Consider the following 24,763-nt stretch of genomic DNA (forward strand, 5'->3'; position numbering starts at 1 on the left):
TTAAAAATAGTCAGTTTAGTCATTCTAAGCGTCTACTTTTAACAATGAAATGGCAAAAAACAGCCCTGTCTCCCTCTATTAATATTGGAAATAATAATAAATTCTCCCAGCTCCATATAAAAAATATGTTATAAAACTAATTAAGGCATGAACATTACCGTCATTTTACGCTTTGTCTGGAACAGTTTTAGCGATCAGTAGTGATTATTTTTGAATGTTCAACACACCCTAATATTGGTCAATATGCCTTATCATTTACCTATTTTAATCGCGAAAAATTCGGCGCAGATAACTTAACTATTGATTTATATTACCTTAGTCATAAAAAAACGTTGCAGTATCCTTAACAATTATTTTATATTGTGCCCCGAAAACGTGACACTAAGTGGAAGTTGAAAGAATTTAATAGACGTAGCAAGAGCGGTGATAATAATGGCAACAATCACATTGATGTGAGCAGCCTATCTATTCGCTACTGGGGCACGTACACAAAGGATATAAGTTATGTGGAAAAATATGGGACTGACCGGCAAGATTATTGTCGCTATGGTACTCGGTATCATACTGGGATTGTTTATAAACTATTCAGGACTGAACGCTGAAGGCGGTTTCATTCATACGTACATTACCAATGGCTTCCTCGCCATTGTCGGCAAGCTATTTGTCAACTCACTCAAAATGCTAGTCGTGCCTTTGGTGCTGATCTCACTGATTTGCGGTGTTTGCGGTATTGGGGATATTCGTTTGCTTGGTCGCATCGGCACCAAGACATTTCTTATTTATATGATGACAACAGCTCTGGCTATCGCAACAGCGATTGGGCTTGGCGTGCTATTTGGTATCGGTAAAGGCATGAATATCGAAACTGAAGCGGCATTTGAAGCAGCTTCAGCACCGCCGCTGCTTGATGTTTTCTCTAATATTATCCCATCAAACCCCATCAGCGCGATGGCAAATGGTGATATGTTATCGATTATTTTCTTTGCTATTTTGATCGGTGTTAGTATCTTGATGGTGGGTAAACCTGCCAAAGGCTTAGTGCAGAGCTTAGAATTAATCAATGAAGTCATCTTAAAAATGGTGACCATCATTATGAATCTTGCACCTTATGGTGTATTTGCGCTATTGACCAAAGCAATGGCAGAGCTGGGTCTAGACTTGATTTGGTCACTGCTCGGTTATGTGGCGGTATTGGTCGGCTCATTGGCATTCCATTTCTTTGTCACCATGATGATTGTACTCAAAGTCTCTTCGGGCTTATCCATCAAAACCTTTTTGGCAAAAATGCGTGAAGTTCAGATTTTTGCTTTTAGTACGTCAAGCTCGAACGCGACGATTCCTATTACCTTGCGTACGGTCACTAAGCGTATGGGTGTTAATAACTCAGTTGCTTCATTTACTGTTCCGTTTGGTGCGACCATCAACATGGATGGTACCGCCATCATGCAAGGTACGGCGACCATTTTCATTGCCAATATTTATGGCATTGACTTGGGCGTGACTGAGTATCTGACTGTCATTCTAATGTCCGTTTTGGCTTCCGTCGGTACCGCTGGTGTACCGGGTGTTGGTCTGATTATGCTATCAATGGTATTTGCCCAAGTCGGTCTACCTATCGAAGGCATCGGTCTTATCTTAGGTGTGGATCGTATCCTTGATATGTTACGTACCGCAGTGAACGTCGGTGGCGATGCCGCTGTGACGGCTATTGTGGCAAAATCAGAAGGCAAAATGGATTTGGCTATTTATAACGATCCTAACGCTGGCGCAAAAGACGTGTTTGATGGTCACATTGATGAAGACAATGAGCGTGAATTCTCTGAAGTCTTTAGTGATGGGATCATGGGCAGTGAGTACGATGATATCGATCGTCGCCGCTAGGCACTTATATTGAATAGATTTTGATAATTTATTCACGATACATAAAAAACCTCAGTCATATTGGCTGAGGTTTTTTTGCTTTACTAAATACATTTAGGGCGTGTTGAACAACAATCAACCAAAAACGTATTTGGTTATCATCGCCAAGCATACCACTACAATCATCGGACGAATCAGCTTACTACCGCCCTTGACCACCATATGAGAGCCAAAATACGCGCCTATCGTTTGTCCCACCATCATGGCAAGCCCTACTTTCCACAACACATTACCGCCCAAAATAAAGAATATTAACGAGCCAATATTGGTCGATAGATTCAATACCTTTGCTGCACCTGTTGCTTCGATGATTTGCCGACCGCGCAACGCCACGTTGCCGAGCGCAAAAAACATCCCTGTACCTGGTCCAATATAACCATCATAAAAACCAATTAATGGTGCAACCACTTTTTGCCATTTGCCTTCTGAGATACGCGGCGCAGCTTCTACTTCGCCAAGTCGAGGCGCAAACAGGGTATAAATCCCGATAGCCGCAATCAAAAACGGAATCAGTGTCTCAAGCAGGTCCGGCGGCGACATCTGTACAGCAATAGTGCCGAGAACAGAACCGATGAAAGCGCCAACAATAGCTACTTTGATACGTTGCGGTTTGACCACCCCTTTTCTAATCATCGTAATAGAGGCTGCTAGCGCACCTGAAGCAGCTTGTAGCTTATTGGTACCGAGCGTTAGCACTGGTGGGATATTGGCGAGTAACATGGCGGGGATGGTCAATAAACCACCACCACCAGCGATGGCATCAATAAAGCCTGCCAACGCTGCCACAGCGGTAAGCATTAATATAACCTCTAACGAAAGCGATAAGTCCATGACGCTGACCTGTAAATTTTATGATGGAAAATGAGGAAGTCCTAAAACTGGCTTTAAGAACTGGCTTTAAGAACAGGAAATAAAATATTAGTAACAATGTTGCTATCAAATTTGCTATTCAGTAGCTGATAGTACTGCTGATATGTATTAAAGCTGTGACAGAACATCACAAAATGCCAATCATTATAAAGATAAAACGCTAAAAAAAGCCAAAAACGTAAAAAAGTCTGCTAGATTTGTCTAACGGCTTAATAAGTATCTAAAATAAACAGCGATTGATTAAAAGTATGTAACGACTGAGCACGCTTTTGTCTGCTCTATCGACTTTATAATATCGCTATTATTAATGTGGCAAGCGGCACTTATAACTTTTGGTTGACGTATTTTGTTGTCTATATCAATAAGAGTATGAGAAACTGTTGCTGTCTATCATGTCTTTATGAGTCGTGTCATAGATATTTGAGGTTATTGGATTAATTTGTAATTCGTGTTTAGCAAATGAGGATGATATGGCAATACGCAGGATTAAAGCATTTTTTGAATTTGAGGCAGCGGGCGGTATCGTCCTAGCATTGGCTGCCATCGCTGCAATGATTATTGCCAACTCTCCTCTCAATGTGTGGTACGAGGGCTTTATTCACGCACCCGTTGCCATTCAAATCGGTGATTTCGCTATCGCTAAAGACGCTCATCACTGGATTAATGACGGTTTGATGGCGATTTTCTTTTTCTTAGTGGGACTTGAGCTAAAGCGTGAAGTGTTGATCGGTGAGCTGTCTAACGTTAAGCAAATCATCCTGCCAGCTGGTGCGGCGCTCGGTGGCATGATTATGCCAGCAATTGTCTATCTGCTCTTTAACTATAACGAGCCTGAGTTTTGGAAAGGATGGGCGATTCCAGCCGCAACTGATATTGCTTTTGCCCTAGGTATTTTGAGTTTGTTAGGCAACCGCGTCCCCAACTCTTTAAAAGTATTTTTAGTATCGATTGCTATTTTTGATGATATTGGCGCCATTTTAATCATCGCTTTATTTTATACCAGTGATTTGTCATTAGAGTCATTGGCAGTGGCAGGTCTATGTCTACCCTTCTTATACCTTCTCAATCGTCGCAACGTCACCAGCATCACGCCTTATCTGCTGATCGGTGTGATCATGTGGATTGCGGTACTCAAGTCCGGCATCCATGCCACCTTGGCTGGCGTGGTCTTAGCACTATTTATTCCTATGTTTGACCGTACGGATCCTGAGCACTCACCACTAGAAGAGCTAGAGCACGATTTACATAACACCGTTGCCTTCGGTATCTTGCCATTATTCGCATTTGCCAACTCAGGCATATCCCTCAAAGGTGCAGGCTTCGCTGAGTTGTTCCATTCGGTACCGCTTGGTATTGCGGCCGGTCTATTCATCGGTAAGCAATTGGGCGTGATGATCATGTGCTGGTTAATCTTTAAGCTTGGTATCTCAACCATGCCAAGAGGCATGAATTATAAGCAGATTTACGGTGCAGCCTTACTCTGTGGTGTTGGTTTTACCATGAGTCTGTTCATTGGCGGTCTGGCATTTGCTGGTGAAACAGCCTTATTTGATGAGCGCTTAGGTATTATTATGGGCTCAATCGTCTCTGGTATCGCAGGTTACCTCATGCTCAAAGTCAGCTTGAAAGACAATGTAAGCGGCACCTCAGTCGATCTGACTCGCCCTCATTAATAAGAAGATAAGCCACTTAAAGTCGATTTAGCTTATCGGTGGCTTATTATTTTATAGTTCACGTACTTTAGCAGCCGAGCATGGTTCATTAAAAGTATTTTGCATTAACTATATCAGCACTTGCATCTATAGCCATAGAAGAGATAATCATGCGACAGTTTGTACTGCAGCCTTCGTTAAGCTTGGCGCTCCTTGGTAGCATTGTTTTACTATCAAGCTGTGCCACGCTCTCTAAGCAGGAGTGCCTTGTTGGTGACTGGCAGGCTATTGGCTACAACGATGGCGTGGCAGGTTACCAATCAGATCGCCTTGCATCGCATGCCAAAGCCTGTGCCAAGGCCGGTGTTGCCCCCAACTATCTGGCATGGGAGCGCGGTCGCCAGCTGGGGCTTAAGCAATACTGCACGACCAGTAATGCTTACAATGTCGGTCGGCGCGGACGTCAGCTCAATAATGTCTGCCCCTTAACCTTGGCGAATACACTACAAACTGCTAATCAAAAAGGCTTAGACTATTACGCATTAGAAAGTCAGTTAGACAAAGACAAGCGCCTCATAGAAACCTACCAAGAAGAATTTGATAAGCTAGAAAGTGGGGCGATGTTAAACTTTGCTAATGAAAAAGAAGCACGCGCGCGTCTACTATCATTAGCCGACGAGCTGCGTAAAGCCAAGCACCGTATGAACACCACGCAAAGACAATTAGAAGCTCTAAACCAGTCAAATAGCTATTAATACTATTGGCCTTGTGAAATAATCTAATAGGAAAATATTTGGTAAGAAAGCATTTGGTAAGAAGGCATTTGATAAATATGGATTCAATCAACATAACTGATAAACAGACGGCTGCTACTTTGAATCAACAACGACCCTCAATAAAACCTTATCAGCGTCACGGACGGACGACCGCGATTGATGACCATAGCGACTTGCAAGTCTTAAAGCGCATCAAGTGTTATTTATTGCCAAAAGACTTCGTTATCTCACAAGATTTATTAAATGAAATAGTCGCGGGCTACGATATTGGTGATTCACTGGCAGATACGTTAGCCGCTGACGGCATTCGTTTTGCAAAGCCCTTACAGCAATTTATTATCAGCGATAGCAGCAATAACTTCGACGCGGATCTCGCAAACAACTCTGCATTTAACGCCTTGATTAAACAATTTAGCCATCATCCCGATTGGTTCGATCCCAAGCTTGCCCAAATCGGTGCAGTTGCCTATCGCCGCTATCCGCTGATGCTGATTTGGCTATTACGTAATGTCGCCCTGATGGCAGGCTACAGCATTCCTGCCCTCTCCCTGCCGCTCATTCAGACAGGCGCATTGATGCACGATGCCTTGCCCCGCCTGATGCGTACTTACGCTTATATCCTAGCCGTCTCTGAACACCCCCCATTACATAAGTCGAATACAAACGCCCATAATCAACGTCAGTCTACCGAGCAAGTATTGGCGATTGCTTCTGAAGGTTGGCGGCAATCAATCAAGGTGCGGCAAATTCATACCCTAGTACGGCAAAACTTGCTCAAAGGTAAAGGCAATGCTGCTAAAGGCGTCATACCAAATGCCAACCAACATCACAACCCAGATGGCAGCTGGAATACTGATTATTGGGGTCTTCCTATCAATCAAACTGATATGATTGCTACTCATTTGCAGTTTTCATTATTGATTATGCGCGGGTTACGGCTGCTTGGCGCACGCATCAGCACTGAAGAAGCGGCAGGTATTCTGCATCTATGGAATCTTGCCAGTTATTGGATGGGGGTTGACTTAGAGCGCCTGCCAAAAGATGAAACCGCCTGTTGGGAGTGGCTTTATACCTATTTATCAATTCAGCAACTTGATTTTAAAATGGGGCAACCATTAGCCAAGGCTCTGCATGATTTGCCACGTCAGCTGATGGGCGAAGACAATCGGCGGGGGCGTTTCGTTGAGATGGTTAATGCTAGCGTGACCCGTACCTTGGTCGGCGATGATATTGGCGATGGGCTGGATTTGCCAAAATCAAAAATCCGCTTTGGTGTCTTATCGTCAGTGCCGATTCTCTTTGCGCTCGATACGGCACGTCAGCACAATCAAAGTGTGGCTGAAAAATTAGAAGCCTTCCGCGCCAAACGCCAAGATAATATGAACTGGTGGCTTAAAAAAAACGACGATTATTATAAGTAAGCAATTATAAATAAAGCAAAGTAGATAAAAAAAATGAATAATGATTAGACGTCAGTCGCCTTACGGATTAATTTCGCGTATTTTGGATACGATAATACCACTCAAGCTGGCGATCAAAGCCTGTTTCTAACAAGCTGGCAATGACTCGTCCTGTCAGACCCCAAACCGTTTCACCATCCACTTGCCAGCTAGGCGTGAGAATGGTCGCGATCTTATCTTGCATTGCATATTCTACCGCATACTCGACAGTAGGCTGAGTCAGCAAGGTTTCAAAATCTGCCCAAAAAATACGCGAGATTTCACCAAGCTCAGGTACTAACAATAAATCGGGTGCTATCAGCGCCACAATAGGACGCACACTCATACCGCTTTTAGAGGTTTGAATGGGCAATTGACCAATTAGCTGAACTTTACTAGATGGTAGTGCGGTCTCTTCACAGGCTTCACGCAAAGCGGTGACGACATTATTACCGTCGCCTGCGTCATGTTTACCACCAACGCAAGAGACCTCGCCAGCATGGCTATTCATGTGCGCAGCGCGGCGTGTCAGTAGCAGTTTTGGATGGCGTTCATGGGTAATGGCAACCAATACCGAGGCATCGGCAATGGGTGTTTGATACAAGCTATCTAGAATGCGAGTGCTACGAGAAGTGCTAGCCTCATACAGCGCAGGACTGGTAACGGCATTTAAGGTCTCATGCTGCACCCGTTCCGCCAGCGTTCTAATAGTGGGATAACGAATAAAGTCCGGCACAGCGACTGAAAACTCATCAAAACGTAGCGACTGCGGGGGAAGTAACATGATTATTGCCCTATATTTTTATTAGAATTAAGCATCGAATGGTGGAGCTTATCTCTCGCAATATGTACAACGCTTGCGCCAGTATTATTGCTACGCGTATCGCATCTACATGCTGGCCTCCATTCATTTATCGTTATGCTTGGCGACGTAAAGTGGCATTTTTTAATACCCCCTACTCTGACAAATGCGTACGCTTTGCTGGTTGCCCTTATTTACAACAACACCAGTCGCGGCAGCCATTACTCTCGTTATAGGTAAAGCTATCATTTAATAGTTAGCGTGAGTCTAGCCTAGCGCAATCTTATCGTGACTGCATATACTTTATGTGACTGTCCTGCTCTGCCTGCTAATACATTCATTAATAGCAACCGTAGCCGTAAGCAGTTGCGCAAACCTGTGTGCTTGTTATTATCACTGCCAGTGTGATGAGAATTTGTGTTATCTTAGGATTAACAGCTATGATCACATAACTCCTGATAAGCTAAAGTCATACTATTTTATAAAATAAGAATCATAATTCTTCAAAGAACGACAACCCTTTTTATCATTTCTATTTATCATTAAATAAGGCAGTTGATATGCGCTATTGTTTACAATGCGGTCATGAAGCGGAACGCAAAATACCAGCCACGGATAATATCCCACGCTTGGTATGCCCCAATTGCCACTATATTCACTATGAAAATCCAAAAGTGATTTGTGGCTCACTCGTTGTGCATAAGCATCGGGTATTGCTATGTCGCCGCGCGATCGAGCCACAGTATGGCTTATGGACACTGCCAGCTGGCTTTATGGAAAATGGCGAAACCATGGCAGAAGGGGCCGCTCGTGAAAGCTTTGAAGAAGCAGAAGCGGTCGTCATCAATCCGCATTTATATTGCCTATATGATATTCCTGATATCGGGCAAATTTATAGTATCTATATCACTGAGCTAAAAGACGGCGCTTATGGCATCGGCTCTGAAAGTCTCGATTGTGCGTTATTTACCGAAGAAGACATTCCATGGGACAAACTTGCCTTTGAAGCGGTACGTCGCACCCTAAAAAGTTACTTTGCTGACCGCAAGCAATACGATAATCATGAAAATTTCCCTATTCATCAGGATATCATCGGTAAAGACCAAGCAATCAAGCGCTACTAGCTCTAAGCATATAAAAAATAACCTTATAAAAAATCGACTGCTTTACAAAAGTGGTTGGTAAAAACCATTGATAAGTCTTATGCTAAGTTTTGAATATAGCCACTTATCAATGGTTTTTTATTGTCTGAAGTTAATCGTTTAAGCCGACTTGCGAGAATATTATGCTGACTTTATTGCAACGCTCTTTACCGCTACTACCACTGACCATCGCCATGGCCCTAACCAGTATAAGTATCACCAGCCATGCGGATGACACACGGTTAACCGCCAAACAATCCGACCCACAAACGCTTGGCTGGATGCAAGGTTTTCCACCGCCTGCCGATAAACTGATTACTCAACCTTCCTCTAATTTTTTTAGTTTTCCCAAGCTGCGTTGGACGGTCTGTCATATCCGTGAATTGATGCCCACCACTGACGTCAGTCGCGGTATCGGCGCGCCTTCCAAGCTCAGCTATGCGTTAGATAAAAACATCGATGCCATCACCTTTATGCCTACTAACAGTAAGCGCCCGATGACTTGGAAGCAATCACTGGATGCCAATTATACTGACGGCATTATGGTCATGCATCATGGCAAGGTGGTATACGAGCGCCAAAACGGCTGCCTCAATGAGCTGGGCAATCATGCGGCAATGTCGATGACTAAATCAATGACTGGGCTGTTAGCAGAAATCCTCGTGACCGAAGGTAAGCTTGACGATAAAGCTTTGGTGGCGTCTATCATTCCAGAGCTCAAAAACAGTGGCTTTGGTGATGCAACCGTACGCCAAGTCATGGACATGACCACAGCGCTCGATTATAGCGAAGACTATGCTGATCCTAATGCCGATATCTGGAAGTATTCAGAAGCGGCAAGCCCATTACCAAAACCAAAAGATTATAAAGGACCCAATGGTTACTTTGAGTACCTGCAAACAGTTAAGAAGAACGGCGAACATGGGGAAGCTTTCAACTATCGCACCATTAATAGCGACGCGCTAGGTTGGATTATTTCGCGTACGACTGGTAAAGCGGTGAATGAATTACTCTCGGAACGCATCTGGCAAAAAATCGGTGCTGAACAAAGCGCCTATATGACGGTCGATGCTAAAGGTACGCCGTTTGCTGGCGGCGGTCTTAGTGCAGGTTTGCATGATATGGCACGCATTGGTAGCTTGATGCTCAATAAAGGCGAGATTAATGGTAAGCGCTTATTCCCAGCTGCGGTCGTTGATAATATCGAAGCGGGTGGCGATAAAGAGGCTTTTGCGAAAGCCGATTATAAGCAGCTGACTAACGGCAGCTACACAAGCATGTGGTGGTTATTTAATAACCCCACGCCCATCTATGCAGCACGCGGCGTCCACGGTCAAACTGTCTATGTAGATCCAGCAGCTGATATGGTCATTGTGCGTTTTGCGTCATACCCAGACGCCAGTAACGGTAAAATCGACCCTACTTCTTTACCTGCCTATAAAGCAGTCGCCAATTACTTAATCAAAAAGTAAGCCTTTAAAAAACGCTATCAAGCAATAAAAACCGCCGCTTCCATTTTTAGTGAAAGCGGCGGTTTGTTTATAACAATTAAATCAGCAAACTTGAAGAAGATTAACTTTTAATTTTACAAACGCTAAAGCCTATCTCTTGCACTACCGCTTCCTTATCATAAGGCGCGAGTACTGCACGTACATGCTTTTGACCTTGGAGGTATTGCTTAGCAACACGCTGCAAGTCTGCAACTGTCACCGCTAAAATGGCGGCGCGCATTTTACGCTGCCACTCTACACCGCGATGATGTAAGTCAGCAAAGCAGGCTTTAACCGCCTCCCCTGCTGGAGAGCCTGGCTTATCCATTCCTGAGATAATACCTAAGATGGCTTCTTCTAATTGCTCATCGGTTTGTGGCTCATTCAATAGCCACTCGATACTGGCATCAAAATGGGCAAAAGTTTCAGCACACTGCGGGTCACGGTAGCTAAAGAACTTAAAGGCACAGGCATTGGCATCGTAGCCCGCACCGCCGCCATAAGCACCGCCGCGCTCACGAATAGCGCTATGCAGATAACCATTGCGTAGATAAGGCGCGAGTACCATCAGGGCAGCCGTATCAGGATGGTCAGCGGCTGGCACGGTATAAGCACTGGCATTATGATAGACGTTGGTTGGCACTAGCCACGCCAAGTCTTCAACATCGAGCGTCACATCACTTTCTAGCGCTTTGACCGCGTCTTTCTCACCATTTAACGCCGCATCAAGTTGCAATTCGGCAAACTCGCTTGGGATATTGGCGTCGATACTCGCATCGGTATTTTTTAACTGCGCTGCAATTTTTGGCGCTTGACTGTCTTTCCAGCTATCAACGATTAAATTGCTTAAGCGTTCGGTTTGCTCCGCTTCACAGATGATAACCGCGTGCTTAGGCAAACTAATTAGACGTTGATGTAAGTCCATCAAACTGGTTGCAAGTTTATCCCACTGTGCATCATCGCTACTGGCATGGGTTAAGAAGTCTTTTAGCGCGTTCAATGCTGGCAAACCACTGCGTACATATTCTAATTGCGCTTGGCGACTCATACCACGGCTGGCGGTTTGCATCGCATAGGAATGCCCTGAACCAGCAAGGTTTGATTGCCAGCCTGCTTGACGCTGCTGCAAGATTTCTTTGATACGATCATGCTCACTAAAAATACTGTGTTCCATGACTTCTTTGAGCAAATCAATCGCTTCGGGTTTACGATTCAGCGCGCGCGTTGCCACGACGAAATAGCTGCTAATCGCTTGGCTGTCATCGACATTGGTACGTTGGCTGATACGCGCCGTCACCCCTGATGAATGCGCCGCTTGTTTGGCCTGCATTTCATGGGCACTTAGAGAATCTGTACCTAGCTCTGATAATAAGCTTAAATAGATAGGCAACAGCGGATGATTAATGACTTCATTAACGGGTAGCTCGCTTGTATCCTCATTACCAATCGCATCAGTCAACGGTACAATTATTTGATAATAATATAAGCCGTTGGTGCCCGCTTCATATTCAAATAGCGTACTTTCTTTGCCGCTCAAATTAATCTGCTTTTGCGTGCCTTGTTTAAAGCTGATATCGGTCGGTACGTCTTCTAAACCCACTTTTGGTAATAAGCTTAAATCATCAGGCGCGGCTTGGCGTGCTGCCAAATCAAGCGCTTGTTGTTTTAAGACGGCTTTATCATCAGCGGTCAAATCCATCTCGATGGTATCAAGACGGGTCTGCTCAGCTGCCGCCAAACGGGCAGTTTTTTCGCTGTCAGGCGTCATTGTGACGCGGACACGATGCTGATTATCAAGCAAATGCTGCTTGATTAAATTCGGTAACCATTGCGCATCTTTTACTTGCTCACGTAGCCATTTTAGGTGCTCATCAACTTCCCAGACATCGATAGGATTACCGTCATGAATAGCAGTACTAAAGCCTTCTAGCATGAGATTTAGACCATAGGGCATGCTATCGCCGCCGATATGGCGCTGATCAATCTCGATTTGATGCAAGATGGTTTCGATCGTTTCATCATCAATCGGCTTGCTCGCCACTTGTGTAAGCAAATCAATAATGCCTTGCTCTACCGCTTCGGCATGTTCAGGGTTTGAACCGCGCAGACCGGTATAAAAGACCATTTCATAATGACTGTCATCCAGCCCTAGTAGTGGACTTGGCGCTTTACCGAGTGGATGGCTATCTAGATACGCACGCAGCGGCGAACCAGCATGCTCAACCAACACGCCTTCTAATAAACGCAATGCCAAACGCTGCTTGGGATCAGTAATCGATGGTAATAACCACGCAATCACGTGATGGGTTTGGTCAGGACCTACTTCGTCAGCCGTATAAGTATCAATTGCGCTAATCGGTGCAGACAGGCGTTTTTCAGGACGCGAGACATGTTTTTTACCCGCTTCAAACTGAATCAAGGCATCTTCATGGATTTTAGCTTGGGTTTCAGCGACTGGAATATTACCAAAGCTCATAATCACGCTATTTGACGGATGATAATGGCTCTGATGAAACTCAACCAGCTCAGTATGCGTCAAGTCTGGGATATCGGCAGGATCGCCGCCCGAATTATAGTGATACGTCGTCGTTGGGAATAAATGATGGGCGACCGTATGATACAACTGGTCAATCTCACCACTCATTGCGCCTTTCATTTCATTAAAAACGATACCTTTAAATTGCGGCTTGTCATTTTCGTCTAACTCTACACGAATGCCTTCTTGGGCAAAATCCAGCGGATGAATATTTGGAAAAAACGAGGCATCCAAATAAACGGCTAGCAAATTAAAGTAGTCATTTTTATTTTGCGTCGCATACGGATACGCCGTCCAATCGGCAGCGGTCATCGCATTCATAAAAGTATTGAGCGAACGCTTAATCATAGAGAAAAACGGGTCACGAACAGGGAACTTCTCAGAGCCACATAAAGCCACGTGCTCTAAAATATGCGCCTCGCCTTTTGAATCCATTGGCTGAGTGCGAAAGCCAATCAAAAAGGCATTTTCGTCACTCGGATGTGCCAAATGGTAATGCATCGCTCCTGTTTTGACGTGCTGGCTTATTAATACGTCCATCGACAATGCATCGATATGGCGATGCTCAATCAGCTCAAAGGCAGGATGCAAAGTTAGATCAGTAGTAGATAACGTGTCGGTCATAATTTTCCTTATGGATTGCTCTAATTTTATTTAGAATAATATGCGATTAGTGACTAAATATAGTCAGTGGCGATAAAATAAAATCGGAGTAAACAATAGATAAATAGTGTATGTAATACTTATCGTAGGGTCTTTTTTATATGATAATTATATAAAAATATTGTGAGTATTATTGTGATTAACCTATGAGTAATATTCAAATTTAATGGCATGTACCCGTGCATCATTTTAAATGACAGCAATGCGCTGGTATAAATTAAAAAGAATTTGCCTAACGGAATTAGATGGGGTTCGGACCTTCATAAGTCAAGATACTATAGTGATAAAGATGACCAATATGGCAGAATGTCAGATTTTCACAAAGCGAACTCAAAGCTTACTTAACAGCAGCCATCAGTAGTGCTATAGTTAAAATCATCTGTCACAAGGAGCCGCTCATGAGTTACGAACATATTTTATTGGTCACCGACTTAATGTCCGATGCTGATGTGGTCGCCCAAAAGGCCAAACGTATCGTCGAGAATCGTCCTAACGCCAAGTTATCGGTATTACATATCGTCAAAGATACTATGGTTGGTTTTGGCTATGAGCTGGTGCCAGCCTCCAGCTTATACGATGAGATTGACGATGAACGCTGTCAAGAAGCGCGTGCCAAACTGGCACAGTTTTTGGAGCGTAATGATCTACATGCGGTGAATTCTGAAGTGACCACTGCCATCTCTAACAGTGAAGGCATCGTCAACTATTGTCACAAGCATGACGTTGATTTGTTGGTCATCGGTCGTCATGAACGCCATGGTATCGCCGCTTGGCTCAGTGGCGCGACGGCAGATAATATTTTGCCTAACGTCCCATGCGATAGCTTGGTCGTGAGACTGGATAAGCCTGTGAATAAGTAGTTTAAGAAAAGACTTAACGTTGTTTTCAAGTTAGTTAAAACTATTAAAAAAGCACATTAAAAAAAGCGCATTGTCTGACATTGCGCTTTTTTATTATTCATTAAAATAGTAGATATTCTCGCTAACACCTCTATATTTCTAATACCTCTATATTTATCACTAAAATTAATCTTCCGTCAAAATATCAATAAAGCTTTGCCAAATCGGGCTTTGATGGCGGGCTTTATGCCACACTAGCCACCAAGTCCGTGACAAATCGATGCCCGCGACTTTCACCTGTGCCAGCGCTCCTGCTGTCAGCTCTGCCTGAATGACATGCTGTGATAAACAACCAAGACCAATATCTGCACTCACCATATGCTTAATAGCTTCCGATTGCTGAATCGCCATCACAATTTCCGCATCAGGCAAATGCTTGAGCAGCTGCTCGTCGATAATTTGCCGTGTACCTGACCCTGCCTCTCGTACCAATAGCGGCAGTTTTGCCAGTTGTGCAATGCTAAGCTCGTAGCAATTATCCGCATCATTATACGCTGCCATGCCTGTCAACCATTTGCTATCGCGCTTGGTAAAGATCATCAAGGTATCTGTCCGCCACGCACGCTGCTCAATGACTTTCATATCTGTCGGGCGCGGCATACCCTCTACGAGCGCAATATCAATATTTAATTGTTCAACTTCGCTGACCACTTCTTGAGTATTGGCGATATACATATCGATATGGGCGTCGGGTAGCGTTGCATATAGCTTGGCAAGCAGCGGCGGCAGCACATAATTGCCTATCGTGGTACTGGCACCGATATGAATCTGCCCTGCTTGATGCTTATGATAATGCTCTAGAGTTAATGCCTGCCCCAAGATAGCTTGCGCCTGTATATAAATAGGATGGGCATTGGGGTGCTGATTGAGCCTACGCCCGACGCGCTCAAACAGTGGCATTTGCAGCCTTGCTTCTAATTCTGTCAGCGCACTACTGACGGCCGACTGTGATAAATGCAGCGCTTCACTGGCACGGCTGGTACTACCTGTTTGATAAATACTGACAAACACCGATAATTGCTTGAGGGTAATCTTTGGTAATACCTGCATGGCTTTTTTCATAATTTCTCTGACACCCCATCTTATTGATACAATCTAAAAACCACCTGTTATTTTTAAAATCTTCCATGATCTAAAAAACCATCTTTTTAGCCCAAAGACTTTTATTAACCTAAAAAATCTATAGTTTTTATCTAATTAATCTGTTTTTATTATAGATTGGTCTGCCTTATAATGTCTATTCATAAGCTTATGCTTATTTCGATTATAGATAATACATAATAGGACAGTCAGTCATGTACGCCTTGACTCAATCAGTAAATAACTATTTCCCGCGCAGCCGCCATCTAGCAGGGCTCATCGTCGTGCTGATTGGCAGCTTATTTTGTTTGTGGCTCAATACTAGTGTCAACACATGGACCAATGGACGTATCGTTGGCTTGTCTTCTCTCACTTTAGCCATTCTCATTGGTATGGTATTGGGCAATACGGTCTATCCTAACCTTGCTGAGCGCTTAAGTGTCGGCGTGGCATTTGCCAAAGGTCAAATATTGCGCCTCGCCATCATGTTTTATGGCTTTAAGCTGACCCTAACACAAGTATCAAGTGTCGGACTGTCTGCGGTGATGAGCGATGCGTTGGTATTGACATCGACCTTTTTACTCACCTATTGGATAGGTACCCGATGGTTAAAAGTCGATAAACAAACGACGCTATTGATTGGGTCAGGCGCGAGTATTTGCGGTGCCGCCGCAGTGATTGCCGCCGAGCCAGTGGTCAAAGCGGAAGCCCACAAAGTCACTATTGCCGTGGCGACAGTGGTGGTCTTTGGTACGGTTGCGATGCTGCTCTATCCGTTTTTATACCATCTTGGTTGGTTGCAACCTTGGCTAAATGCTCAGCAGTACGGGATTTATACGGGTTCCACCATTCATGAAGTGGCGCAAGTCGTCGTCGCTGGTAACGCAGTCAGTCCCGAAGTGGGTGACACAGCGGTTGTCACCAAGATGATACGCGTCATGATGCTTGCCCCTTTTTTACTTATTTTATCGTTTGCCTTAACCAAAGGTAGCAGCGACAATGGCAAAAAACCATCGTTTATGAATCGCGTCCAACAAGTCAAAGTTCCTTGGTTTGCCTTTATATTCATTGCCATCGTCTTACTACACACTTGGGTGCCGATGACCGCAAGCTTTGAGCGTAGTATGGTGATGCTAGACGATGTGCTGCTCACCATGGCGATGTTTGCACTTGGTCTAACCACGCATTTGGGCGCTATTAAACAAGCTGGCGTTAAACCCCTTATCTTGGGGGCGATTATGTTTGCTTGGCTGATCGTTGGCGGTGGATTGATTAATATAGGTATCAGTTTTTTATAAAACGCTCATTTCTATGATGGCTTGCCTACTATAAACTTATGCAGAATCAACAAAGCCTAAGACTATTAACATAGTAAGTAGGCTTTGTTATGAGTAATCTACACCAAATTTTAGACGAAAAAAAACGAACCCGAAGGTTCGCTTTTTTTTCATCTTGCTCTAAGTGTCTATAAAGACAAATTAGATAGCAACGATGTTATGGGCTTGTGGGCCTTTTTGACCTTGAGTTACAGTGAACTCAACTTCTTGGCCTTCAGCTAAAGTTTTGAAGCCTGAACCAGTGATTTCGCTGTAATGAGCAAAAACGTCTGCGCCAGTTTCTGGAGCGATAAAACCAAAGCCTTTAGCTTCGTTGAACCACTTAACTGTACCTTTTTGAACGTCTGACATAATATAATCCTACTTTTAAATTTATTAATGGCCTAGTGACCGATAACGCTTGCAAATAGCTACTGAACGATAAATATTAAAACGAAGGATTATAACTAATACTACGAGGTAATGATTTGGTGCAGAACTGCTCTTAAGCTTGGACGTATTATAGGGGGAACATCCTGATTTCGCAAGTCTTATCTTAGCTTTCATGTAACTAAAGCCCATTTCTTACGATTTTTGATCTGAAAATCAACGTATTTTAGGCATTTGGCAAACGGAACAAATAGACCGCTACCCCAGTACAGACCACGGCTACCAGCCATGCCATCCATATCATATTGGCGGGAATATTAAAAAATAACATCGTTGTTGAAATAGTCATCATTATTGTCGCTAACCACTTAGCATAGAGTGGCACCGCATGATTATTTTCCCAATCGCGGACAAATTTCCCAAAGTATTTATGATTAATCAACCAAAAATGAAAGCGCCGCGAACTACGCGCCCAGCAACCTGCCGCCAGTAATATAAAAGGCGCAGTCGGCATGACTGGCAGCAACACACCGATAATCCCTAATACAAAAAATAGCCAGCCCAGTATGACAAACGTCCAACGCACCGTTGGGCTGTTATGCTGATTGGTTTTGGGTCGATAATAAAAGGCTTTTTTGTGTTGGCTCATAAAAATACTGTCATTGAATGATATGGAGTGGCTAATATTTAATGAATGTTAGACAGCTAAATTGTTAAACCAGATAATCATTGATAGAACTGCCTACCTATATAGGTAGCTAAGCATGCAATATCACTCAAAATGGTACAAGGCTATTTTTACGAGGTTTTTGCTATCAATAGGTATGTTTGGTTAGTGGTTAGGTAAGTGAGCTCACAACCTTTGACTGAATTTTTAGCAATAAAAAACCGCTCATAGTTAGACTATGAACGGTTTTATCGTTGAAGATAATATCCTAATTTATTTATTTCGCTATCAACCCTATCTCGCGTGCTTCTTTTAGCCAGCTTGGAAACTCTTCTAGCATGTTTTCATATAACGCTTCTTCGCTGATATCGTCCAAGTCATCTAATTCAAAAAAGTCGCAATTATCGATCACGCGCCCTGTCATATCATCTAGTTTTTTTAGGATGCCATAACCACGACCACCCAAGCCCACAAACTGCCAAAATATCGGTAATTTCGCAGCTTCCGTCATGACTTTAGTGATACCGCGATTATCATTCACCCCGCCATCACTGATAAATAGTACGTATACAGGCACATCCAAGCCGTCCTTTTGATAAAACTCCGTCACGGCTTTCATGACTTCTGCTTCGTTATTTACACGCGGGCCAAGTGCCCATTTGCGCCAGCCGCCGTGAGCGTTGTCAATAAAGCCTTCATAGTTACTCAGCCCAATCTCACCCAAATACTGCGGATCTCGGGCAAAAGCCCAACAGTCGAGCGCTTGGTCATCATCGAAGCTCACTGCCAATGGCAATAGACGATTGACCACTTCTTGCACGCGGCCTTGTTTATACTGTCTGTTCATTGAGCCTGAGGCATCTAATACCAGTGCCACCTTTGCGGTTAATTGCTGCAATTGGCGCTTCTCAAGCGATATCGTGGCTTTTTTGGCCAGATTGACCAGTTTTGGGGCTTTGTCTAGCATGACCTTCTCTAACGATGGTTTTGCTTGAACTGGCGTTGCGGTTACCTCTATTGTTTGCGGGCTACCCTCTTCTACGTCACCACCGAAATGCTGCACGATGGCGGCAAGTCCACCATTAAAGCCTTGCGCAACATTAGATACTCGCCAAACACCACTCTTACGATAAAGCTGCATTAGCATACTGGCTTGCTGCTGGGCAAAGTCTGCTGCTTGATATTCTGCCTGCGCCTTTTGTGATTGCTGCCAAATGCCAATCTCTAACGATTGAATTTGATTCAGCGGCGTGTCGGCTGATAATACAAAAAACAAGCTGTCTATATTAGTCGTCAGTTTGGATAAGTTAACCTCAAACTCGGCCTGGATGCCTTTATTCGCCGTTGGCTGCGACTCGTAATGGCTGAGCTTGATTTGTCCGCATGGTGAGGTTGGCTGATTATAAAACACCATGTAATCATCATTAATCAGCTTACCCGCTGCGTCTAAGGCAAAGCAGCTGATGTCCATCTCTATCGGACTTTGGCGGGTGAACTTAAGCGTGATGGGTGCGGTGTCGTCAATAGCAAGGTTGCTTAAAGGCGCGCGTTGTCCAACGGTGAGAGAAAGCATTAAAATTCCTTTTAAAGAAGTTTAGTTACCAATCATAACTAAATTTTAACATTTCAGAATGGATAAAGCTTTCGTTTCTCAATAATCTAAATATAACGAGAGAGAGATATCTTCTAAGTTAAGCTGGCTCTTGTAAAACTTCAATCAGATCTTTACTTTTTGTTAGTGAGTAATCAGGTAACTTAGGTTTTAGTCTTTCTAAAATGTAGTTTGCTGAAAGTTCATGTTCGTCTAGTAGTGATAGCCAATCCTTAACATAACTTTTAATTCGTCTGTTATCGGATAGTCCCACTAAACCTTTTTCATGATAAGGCTTCATACCTTCTAAGCTACCTTGAATCGAAGTATCTTGATTAGAGACTTTTCTACCAACTAAAATCAAATCAAATCTTAAATTTTCACTTATACCAAACGCTGAGCTTTTTTGAATAATCTCTGCATAATCTTCTAGTTGCCTTAAATGTTTTTTACTTAATGAAATACTAGGACGTTTAATCTCAATGATAACGCATTTAAATATCTTGTTATTGTTTTCATCAAAAATCATTCGTTTACTTGCTAAAAACAAGTCTACTTGACGTTTCGAACCTTCAACTGTCACGTCTTCAACGTCTTCAACAGTTATTTCTTTGATACCTCTAATTGAGTCTCTTAGATTTTTTGCAGTCCTATTAAAATCATCTTCTTCTGCACCTAAAATCGAGTATTGCTCTCCAAACAACCAGCTATTTGACTCAATCACTTGTTGTAAATCAGGAGTTTCTAATACGTTTTTATAGTCATTTACCATAATGCTTCGAAGCATTTTTATAACTTGTAATCTCCTAGAAATAATTTCAACTGTACTAATTATATTTTCTAGTTTGGTATTTTGAATTAAATCTGCTAATCGTTCTACATGTTCAGAGTCCAAATCTAATACGCCTTCGAGCACTTCAAACAAAGCACCGTTTTCATTTGATACCAGAATTCTATCCAATAAACGTACTAAAATTTTAGCAGGCTTCTCACTTAAATTATTAAAAATTCTAGGATCTGCAATATAGAGCTCTTTAACTACTCTTTTTGTATTTTCTAAATTCCATTTTTGAAGATCATTACCATTACTATAAATATGGTCAAAAAAACCCTTATTTTCATAATTCTCTATTAGAAATTCAGCTCGTGCTCTTAGAAAACTGTTATATAGATCAGTTTGCATATCATAAACAACTTTTGAAACGGCACTTATTACTTTTCGTGAACCGTCCATTTCATATAGATCATTGTCAAATTTACTATTAAATTTTGAGCTTATAACTGCTGATGTATAAAATCCTAGCTTTTTATTGAATCTACTGAGATCTTTATAAACAACTTTATTATTTTTATCAGTAAAGTATATGTATGATTTCTCTGAAGTTGGCTTGTCATGCCAGCGAAATACAGAGATATTAAATTCATAACCTTCAAGCTCAGCACTTTCGTGTTTTACGTCGTTTTTAGGAACGTGAACTCTAACTCCATCAAATAGTATCTTAGCAGTTTGATGGTAAGCTAGAAACCATCCAAACTCGCATGAAAGTAAATTTAAAATCTTCTCATCACTGGGTAGAGAGCCATTTGAAGCATTAAACCCTGTTAATTGAACTGTAGTACCCGACTTCTCTTTCATTAAAAATGGATACTCAGTATCTTTAGTAGATTTAAGTATGATCTTGTGTAAATTAGACTCATGGATAGTTGCTTTATAACTATTACCATTATTCTTCGTATGCCATTCTGCATTATTACTTAATTTATGGAATGAGAAACGACCTATTCCATCTTTACCATGTGTATTTATGTCAGCCTTTTTGTTTGAATCATCAAATTTCAAAAAGCCACATTCTTCTCCTTGATCAAAATTGATTCCATTACCATTATCACTAACAGTAATGGATACAAGTCCATCTAATTCATTGCGTTCAATGTTTATAACAACTCTATCAGCACACGCATCTAAACCATTCCAGATTAATTCAAAAATGGCTTTGATTGGCTCTAATGTTTTAAATTTTTTCTTAATTGAGTCAGAAGTAACTTGAACGGAAAGCTCTATATCTTCATTTTGCATATTTAAATCCTCTTTTATTGAATCAAGCTACCATCGTACAACTCAATCGACCATAAAAAACTACAACGCTTTCAACTGCTCCATCATCGCCGTGAGCTGCCCTTCTAACTCAGCCAGTTTCTCTTTCTCAGCATCGACCACTTCTACAGGGGCTTTACTGACGATAGTTTTTGCAACTTATAAAGATATATTCGAGCTAATCTCAATAGGATATAGATAATAGCACACAAATATTCAGTTATTTCTTAGAATCAAAAGTTGATTAGAGAACCAACCAGTAACCAAGTAAAAGAACGCCATCACAATTGTGACAGCGTTCTTTATTACTATAGATATTTACGCTTTATTTACAACGCTTTCAACTGCTCCATCTGCGCCGTCATCGCCGTCAACTGCCCTTCTAGCTCAGCCAGTTTAGCCTTTTCAGCATCGACCACTTCCGCAGGCGCTTTACTCACAAAGCCTTCATTACCGAGCTTGCGGGCGATGCCTTCGGCTTGACCTTTCAGCTTATCATATGACTTACCTAAACGAGCCAGCTCAGCTGTTGGATCAATCAGCCCTTTCATCGGGACAAGCACGCGTAGCTGACCGACCATACTTGATGATGATAGCGGCACTTCATCGCCTTCTTTGACGATCTCTAAGCTCTCGACTTTGGCAAGCGCTTTGAACTGGTTTTTGATACGTGACAGACGCGCATCTTCATCGCTAGAGATATTTTGTAGTAGCACTGGCAGACGTACGGCATTACCCAATTTCATCTCACCACGGATGTTACGGACGCTAGCGATGAGCTCTTGTAGCCATGCCATATCCGCCTCAACCTGCTCACTGATTTGTGCCTCATCCGTTTTTGGATAGTCAGCGACCACGATGCTGTCCGTGTTTTTGCGACCCAGTAGCGGTGCCACCGTCTGCCAGATTTGCTCGGTCAGATACGGCATGATTGGATGGCTAAAGCGTAGCGCCGTCTCTAACACGTGCAGTAGCACATAACGGATTTGCGCTTTACGCTCATCAGACACCGAGTCATCATTTAGACTGGCTTTGGCAAGCTCAACATACCAATCACAGTACTCATTCCAGATAAACTCATAGATATCTTGGCTGACCATATCGAGACGATACTGAGCAAAATGCTGATGAATATCGGCAACGGTAGAGTTCAGGCGGCTCATGATCCATTTTTCTGGTAATTCCCAAACGTCAGGGTTGGCCGCTTGATCGATAGGCTTGGCATTGCCTTCGCTATCGACGCAGTTCATGAGTACAAAACGGCTGGCGTTCCAGATTTTATTACAGAAGTTACGATAGCCTTCGACGCGCTTTAGATCAAAGTTGATATCGCGACCGGTACTGGCTAAGGATGTAAAGGTAAAGCGCAGCGCATCCGTACCAAAGGCTGGGATGCCTTCTGGGAACTCTTTACGCGTTTGCTTCTCAATCTTGGCCGCGTCTTTTGGATTCATCATATTGCTGGTGCGTTTTTCGACCAGTGCTTCTAGATCAATACCATCGATCAGATCAATCGGATCTAAGACGTTACCTTTCGATTTTGACATTTTTTGACCATTGCCATCACGCACCAGACCATGCACATAGACAGTCTTAAATGGTACTTGCGGCGTGCCATCTTCGTTTTTCACGAAGTGCATGGTCATCATGATCATGCGAGCAACCCAAAAGAAGATAATGTCAAAACCTGTCACCAACACGCTGGTTGGGTGGAAGGTGTCCATCACGCGTGGATCGGCGTTGACGTCTGCCCAGTCAAGCGTACTAAACGTCCACAGACCTGAGCTGAACCACGTATCGAGTACGTCATCATCTTGGCGCAAGATCACGTCATCGCTGAGACTGTATTTACTACGGACTTCGGCTTCGTCACGGGCGACATAGATTTCACCCGTCGCATCGTCATACCATGCAGGGATACGATGTCCCCACCACAGCTGACGACTGATACACCAGTCTTGCAGATCCGTCATCCACGACATATACATGTTTTTGTACTGTGCAGGGACGAACTCGATGCTGCCGTCTTCTACCGCGTCAATCGCAGGCTTGGCAAGCTCTTTAACTGCGACATACCACTGATCGGTCAACCATGGCTCAACGATCGTACCGCCACGCTCAGCACGCGGGGCTTTGAGTGCATAGTCTTCGATATCTTCTAGCCAGCCTTGCTCGCCTGCTTGCGCTACAAGGAACTTACGAGCGGCAAAACGCTCAAGTCCTGCATACTCGCTAGGTGTGGTTTCTAATTCTGGCTCACGCGTTTGCAAGTCAGGATATACTTCCATCGATGCTAAGATATTGGCGCGCTCATCGAGGATATTAATCAATGGCAAGCTATGACGACGACCCAACTCATAATCGTTGAAATCGTGCGCTGGGGTGATTTTTACGCAGCCCGTACCGAAGTCTTTTTCGACATAATCATCAGCGACGATAGGCACGACACGACCCGTAATTGGCAAGGTAATGGTTTTGCCGACTAAATGTGCATAACGCTCATCGCTAGGATTGACCGCGACAGCCGTATCACCAAGCAATGTCTCAGGACGCGTGGTGGCTACCACAAGATAATTTTTACCATCTTGGGTGGTTAGGTCTTTATCCGTGAAATGATAGCGGAAATGCCACAAACTGCCTTTTTCGTCGTGGTTTTCAACTTCTAAATCAGACAGCGCGGTTTGGAACTTAGGATCCCAGTTCACCAAACGCTTACCACGATAGATAAGGCCATCGTCGAATAGGCGTACGAACACTTCTTTTACCGCGTTAGACAGACCATCATCCATGGTAAAACGCTCACGTGACCAATCAACCGAGCTGCCCAAACGGCGAATTTGGCTGGTGATATTGCCGCCCGACTCTTCTTTCCATTCCCACACTTTATCGACGAAGTCTTCACGCGTCATATCACGGCGTTTGAGTCCTTGTGCTTCGAGGCGACGTTCAACGACCATTTGGGTCGCGATACCAGCATGATCTGTACCCGGTTGCCAAAGCGTATTGTCACCATCCATGCGATGATAACGCGTGAGCGCATCCATAATCGCGTTGTTAAATCCATGACCCATATGCAGAGAGCCGGTGACGTTCGGCGGTGGTAGTGCGATAGAAAATGACTCTTCTTTGTCAAACGTCGGCTTAAAATAGCCGCTTTCTTCCCAGCCTTGATACATGCCTGCTTCGACTTCCGCAGGATTGTACGCATTCTCTAACTGGCTTAAGGCCGCTTGAATAGATGTAGTGAGGTTGTGGTTACTCATAATGGCATTATCTTTTATTGATTGAATGTGATTAAAGCGAATATAAAAATTAGGAAAATCATGAATAGAGTGATTTTAACGCAGATGGCCAGATTTTGTTAGATGCTAAGGCAATTTATCAGACTTGCAGAGTGGCATTGCCCCATTAATAAGCGCAAAAGCCCATAAAGGC

General features: G+C 43.4%; 18 protein-coding genes. 9 read left to right on the plus strand and 9 right to left on the minus strand.

Features of this window, described 5'->3' with window-relative positions:
* Positions 1 to 504: 504 nt before the first annotated feature.
* Positions 505 to 1,881 (plus strand): dicarboxylate/amino acid:cation symporter, encoded by a 1,377-nt coding sequence (locus Q6344_12495; protein WLG13405.1) that lies wholly within the window; start codon positions 505 to 507, stop codon positions 1,879 to 1,881.
* A 114-nt stretch (positions 1,882 to 1,995) separates the two neighbouring features.
* Here Q6344_12495 and Q6344_12500 read toward each other — a convergent pair whose 3' ends face one another.
* Complete coding sequence (locus Q6344_12500; GenBank protein WLG13406.1) at positions 1,996 to 2,751, minus strand: TSUP family transporter; 756 nt, start codon at positions 2,749 to 2,751, stop codon at positions 1,996 to 1,998.
* A gap of 509 nt (positions 2,752 to 3,260) precedes the next feature.
* On the opposite strand from Q6344_12500, the gene nhaA reads away from it, so the two are divergent.
* The 3 genes from nhaA (at position 3,261) to Q6344_12515 (ending at position 6,639) form a co-directional block, all read left to right on the plus strand.
* Positions 3,261 to 4,463 (plus strand): Na+/H+ antiporter NhaA, encoded by a 1,203-nt coding sequence (gene nhaA, locus Q6344_12505; protein WLG13407.1) that lies wholly within the window; start codon positions 3,261 to 3,263, stop codon positions 4,461 to 4,463.
* A gap of 149 nt (positions 4,464 to 4,612) precedes the next feature.
* Complete coding sequence (locus Q6344_12510; protein WLG13408.1) at positions 4,613 to 5,197, plus strand: DUF2799 domain-containing protein; 585 nt, start codon at positions 4,613 to 4,615, stop codon at positions 5,195 to 5,197.
* A gap of 77 nt (positions 5,198 to 5,274) precedes the next feature.
* Positions 5,275 to 6,639, plus strand: coding sequence for an oxygenase MpaB family protein (locus tag Q6344_12515; protein ID WLG13409.1), 1,365 nt, complete (start codon positions 5,275 to 5,277; stop codon positions 6,637 to 6,639).
* Positions 6,640 to 6,706: 67 nt separating this feature from the next.
* On the opposite strand, the gene Q6344_12520 is transcribed toward Q6344_12515, so the two are convergent.
* On the minus strand, positions 6,707 to 7,441 hold the full coding sequence (locus tag Q6344_12520; GenBank protein WLG13410.1) for a CoA pyrophosphatase: 735 nt from the start codon (positions 7,439 to 7,441) through the stop codon (positions 6,707 to 6,709).
* A 33-nt stretch (positions 7,442 to 7,474) separates the two neighbouring features.
* Between Q6344_12520 and Q6344_12525 the strand changes: the two genes are divergently transcribed.
* The 3 genes from Q6344_12525 to Q6344_12535 all read left to right on the plus strand — a co-directional run bounded on the left by Q6344_12525 (position 7,475) and on the right by Q6344_12535 (position 10,073).
* Positions 7,475 to 7,699: an HPP family protein gene (locus tag Q6344_12525; GenBank protein ID WLG15217.1), complete on the plus strand. Its 225-nt coding sequence runs from the start codon at positions 7,475 to 7,477 to the stop codon at positions 7,697 to 7,699.
* 320 nt (positions 7,700 to 8,019) lie between these two features.
* On the plus strand, positions 8,020 to 8,583 hold the full coding sequence (locus Q6344_12530; GenBank protein ID WLG13411.1) for an NUDIX hydrolase: 564 nt from the start codon (positions 8,020 to 8,022) through the stop codon (positions 8,581 to 8,583).
* A gap of 161 nt (positions 8,584 to 8,744) precedes the next feature.
* Positions 8,745 to 10,073 carry a serine hydrolase gene (locus Q6344_12535; GenBank protein ID WLG13412.1) on the plus strand — a complete coding sequence of 443 codons (1,329 nt, stop codon included), beginning with the start codon at positions 8,745 to 8,747 and terminating at the stop codon, positions 10,071 to 10,073.
* A 100-nt stretch (positions 10,074 to 10,173) separates the two neighbouring features.
* On the opposite strand, the gene Q6344_12540 is transcribed toward Q6344_12535, so the two are convergent.
* Positions 10,174 to 13,251: an insulinase family protein gene (locus Q6344_12540; protein ID WLG13413.1), complete on the minus strand. Its 3,078-nt coding sequence runs from the start codon at positions 13,249 to 13,251 to the stop codon at positions 10,174 to 10,176.
* 437 nt (positions 13,252 to 13,688) lie between these two features.
* On the opposite strand from Q6344_12540, the gene Q6344_12545 reads away from it, so the two are divergent.
* Positions 13,689 to 14,150, plus strand: coding sequence for a universal stress protein (locus tag Q6344_12545; protein ID WLG13414.1), 462 nt, complete (start codon positions 13,689 to 13,691; stop codon positions 14,148 to 14,150).
* A gap of 165 nt (positions 14,151 to 14,315) precedes the next feature.
* Here the strand turns inward: Q6344_12545 and Q6344_12550 are convergent, their stop codons facing one another.
* A complete protein-coding gene (locus Q6344_12550; GenBank protein ID WLG13415.1) occupies positions 14,316 to 15,251 on the minus strand; it encodes a LysR substrate-binding domain-containing protein in 936 nt (311 codons plus the stop codon).
* 233 nt (positions 15,252 to 15,484) lie between these two features.
* Between Q6344_12550 and Q6344_12555 the strand changes: the two genes are divergently transcribed.
* Complete coding sequence (locus tag Q6344_12555; GenBank protein ID WLG13416.1) at positions 15,485 to 16,567, plus strand: YeiH family putative sulfate export transporter; 1,083 nt, start codon at positions 15,485 to 15,487, stop codon at positions 16,565 to 16,567.
* A gap of 180 nt (positions 16,568 to 16,747) precedes the next feature.
* Here Q6344_12555 and Q6344_12560 read toward each other — a convergent pair whose 3' ends face one another.
* The 5 genes from Q6344_12560 to Q6344_12580 form a co-directional block, all read right to left on the minus strand.
* Entirely contained in the window at positions 16,748 to 16,957 is a 210-nt protein-coding gene (locus Q6344_12560; protein WLG13417.1) for a cold-shock protein, read from the minus strand.
* Between the two features lie 244 nt (positions 16,958 to 17,201).
* Entirely contained in the window at positions 17,202 to 17,624 is a 423-nt protein-coding gene (locus Q6344_12565; protein ID WLG13418.1) for a YbaN family protein, read from the minus strand.
* 295 nt (positions 17,625 to 17,919) lie between these two features.
* A complete protein-coding gene (locus Q6344_12570; GenBank protein WLG13419.1) occupies positions 17,920 to 19,215 on the minus strand; it encodes a VWA domain-containing protein in 1,296 nt (431 codons plus the stop codon).
* 118 nt (positions 19,216 to 19,333) lie between these two features.
* Positions 19,334 to 21,310, minus strand: a complete 1,977-nt coding sequence (locus Q6344_12575) for an ATP-binding protein (protein WLG13420.1) — start codon at positions 21,308 to 21,310, stop codon at positions 19,334 to 19,336.
* A gap of 347 nt (positions 21,311 to 21,657) precedes the next feature.
* A complete protein-coding gene (locus Q6344_12580; GenBank protein ID WLG13421.1) occupies positions 21,658 to 24,591 on the minus strand; it encodes a valine--tRNA ligase in 2,934 nt (977 codons plus the stop codon).
* Positions 24,592 to 24,763: the final 172 nt, after the last annotated feature.

The organism is Psychrobacter cibarius (genome assembly GCA_030686115.1).
Lineage (GTDB): Bacteria > Pseudomonadota > Gammaproteobacteria > Pseudomonadales > Moraxellaceae > Psychrobacter > Psychrobacter cibarius_C.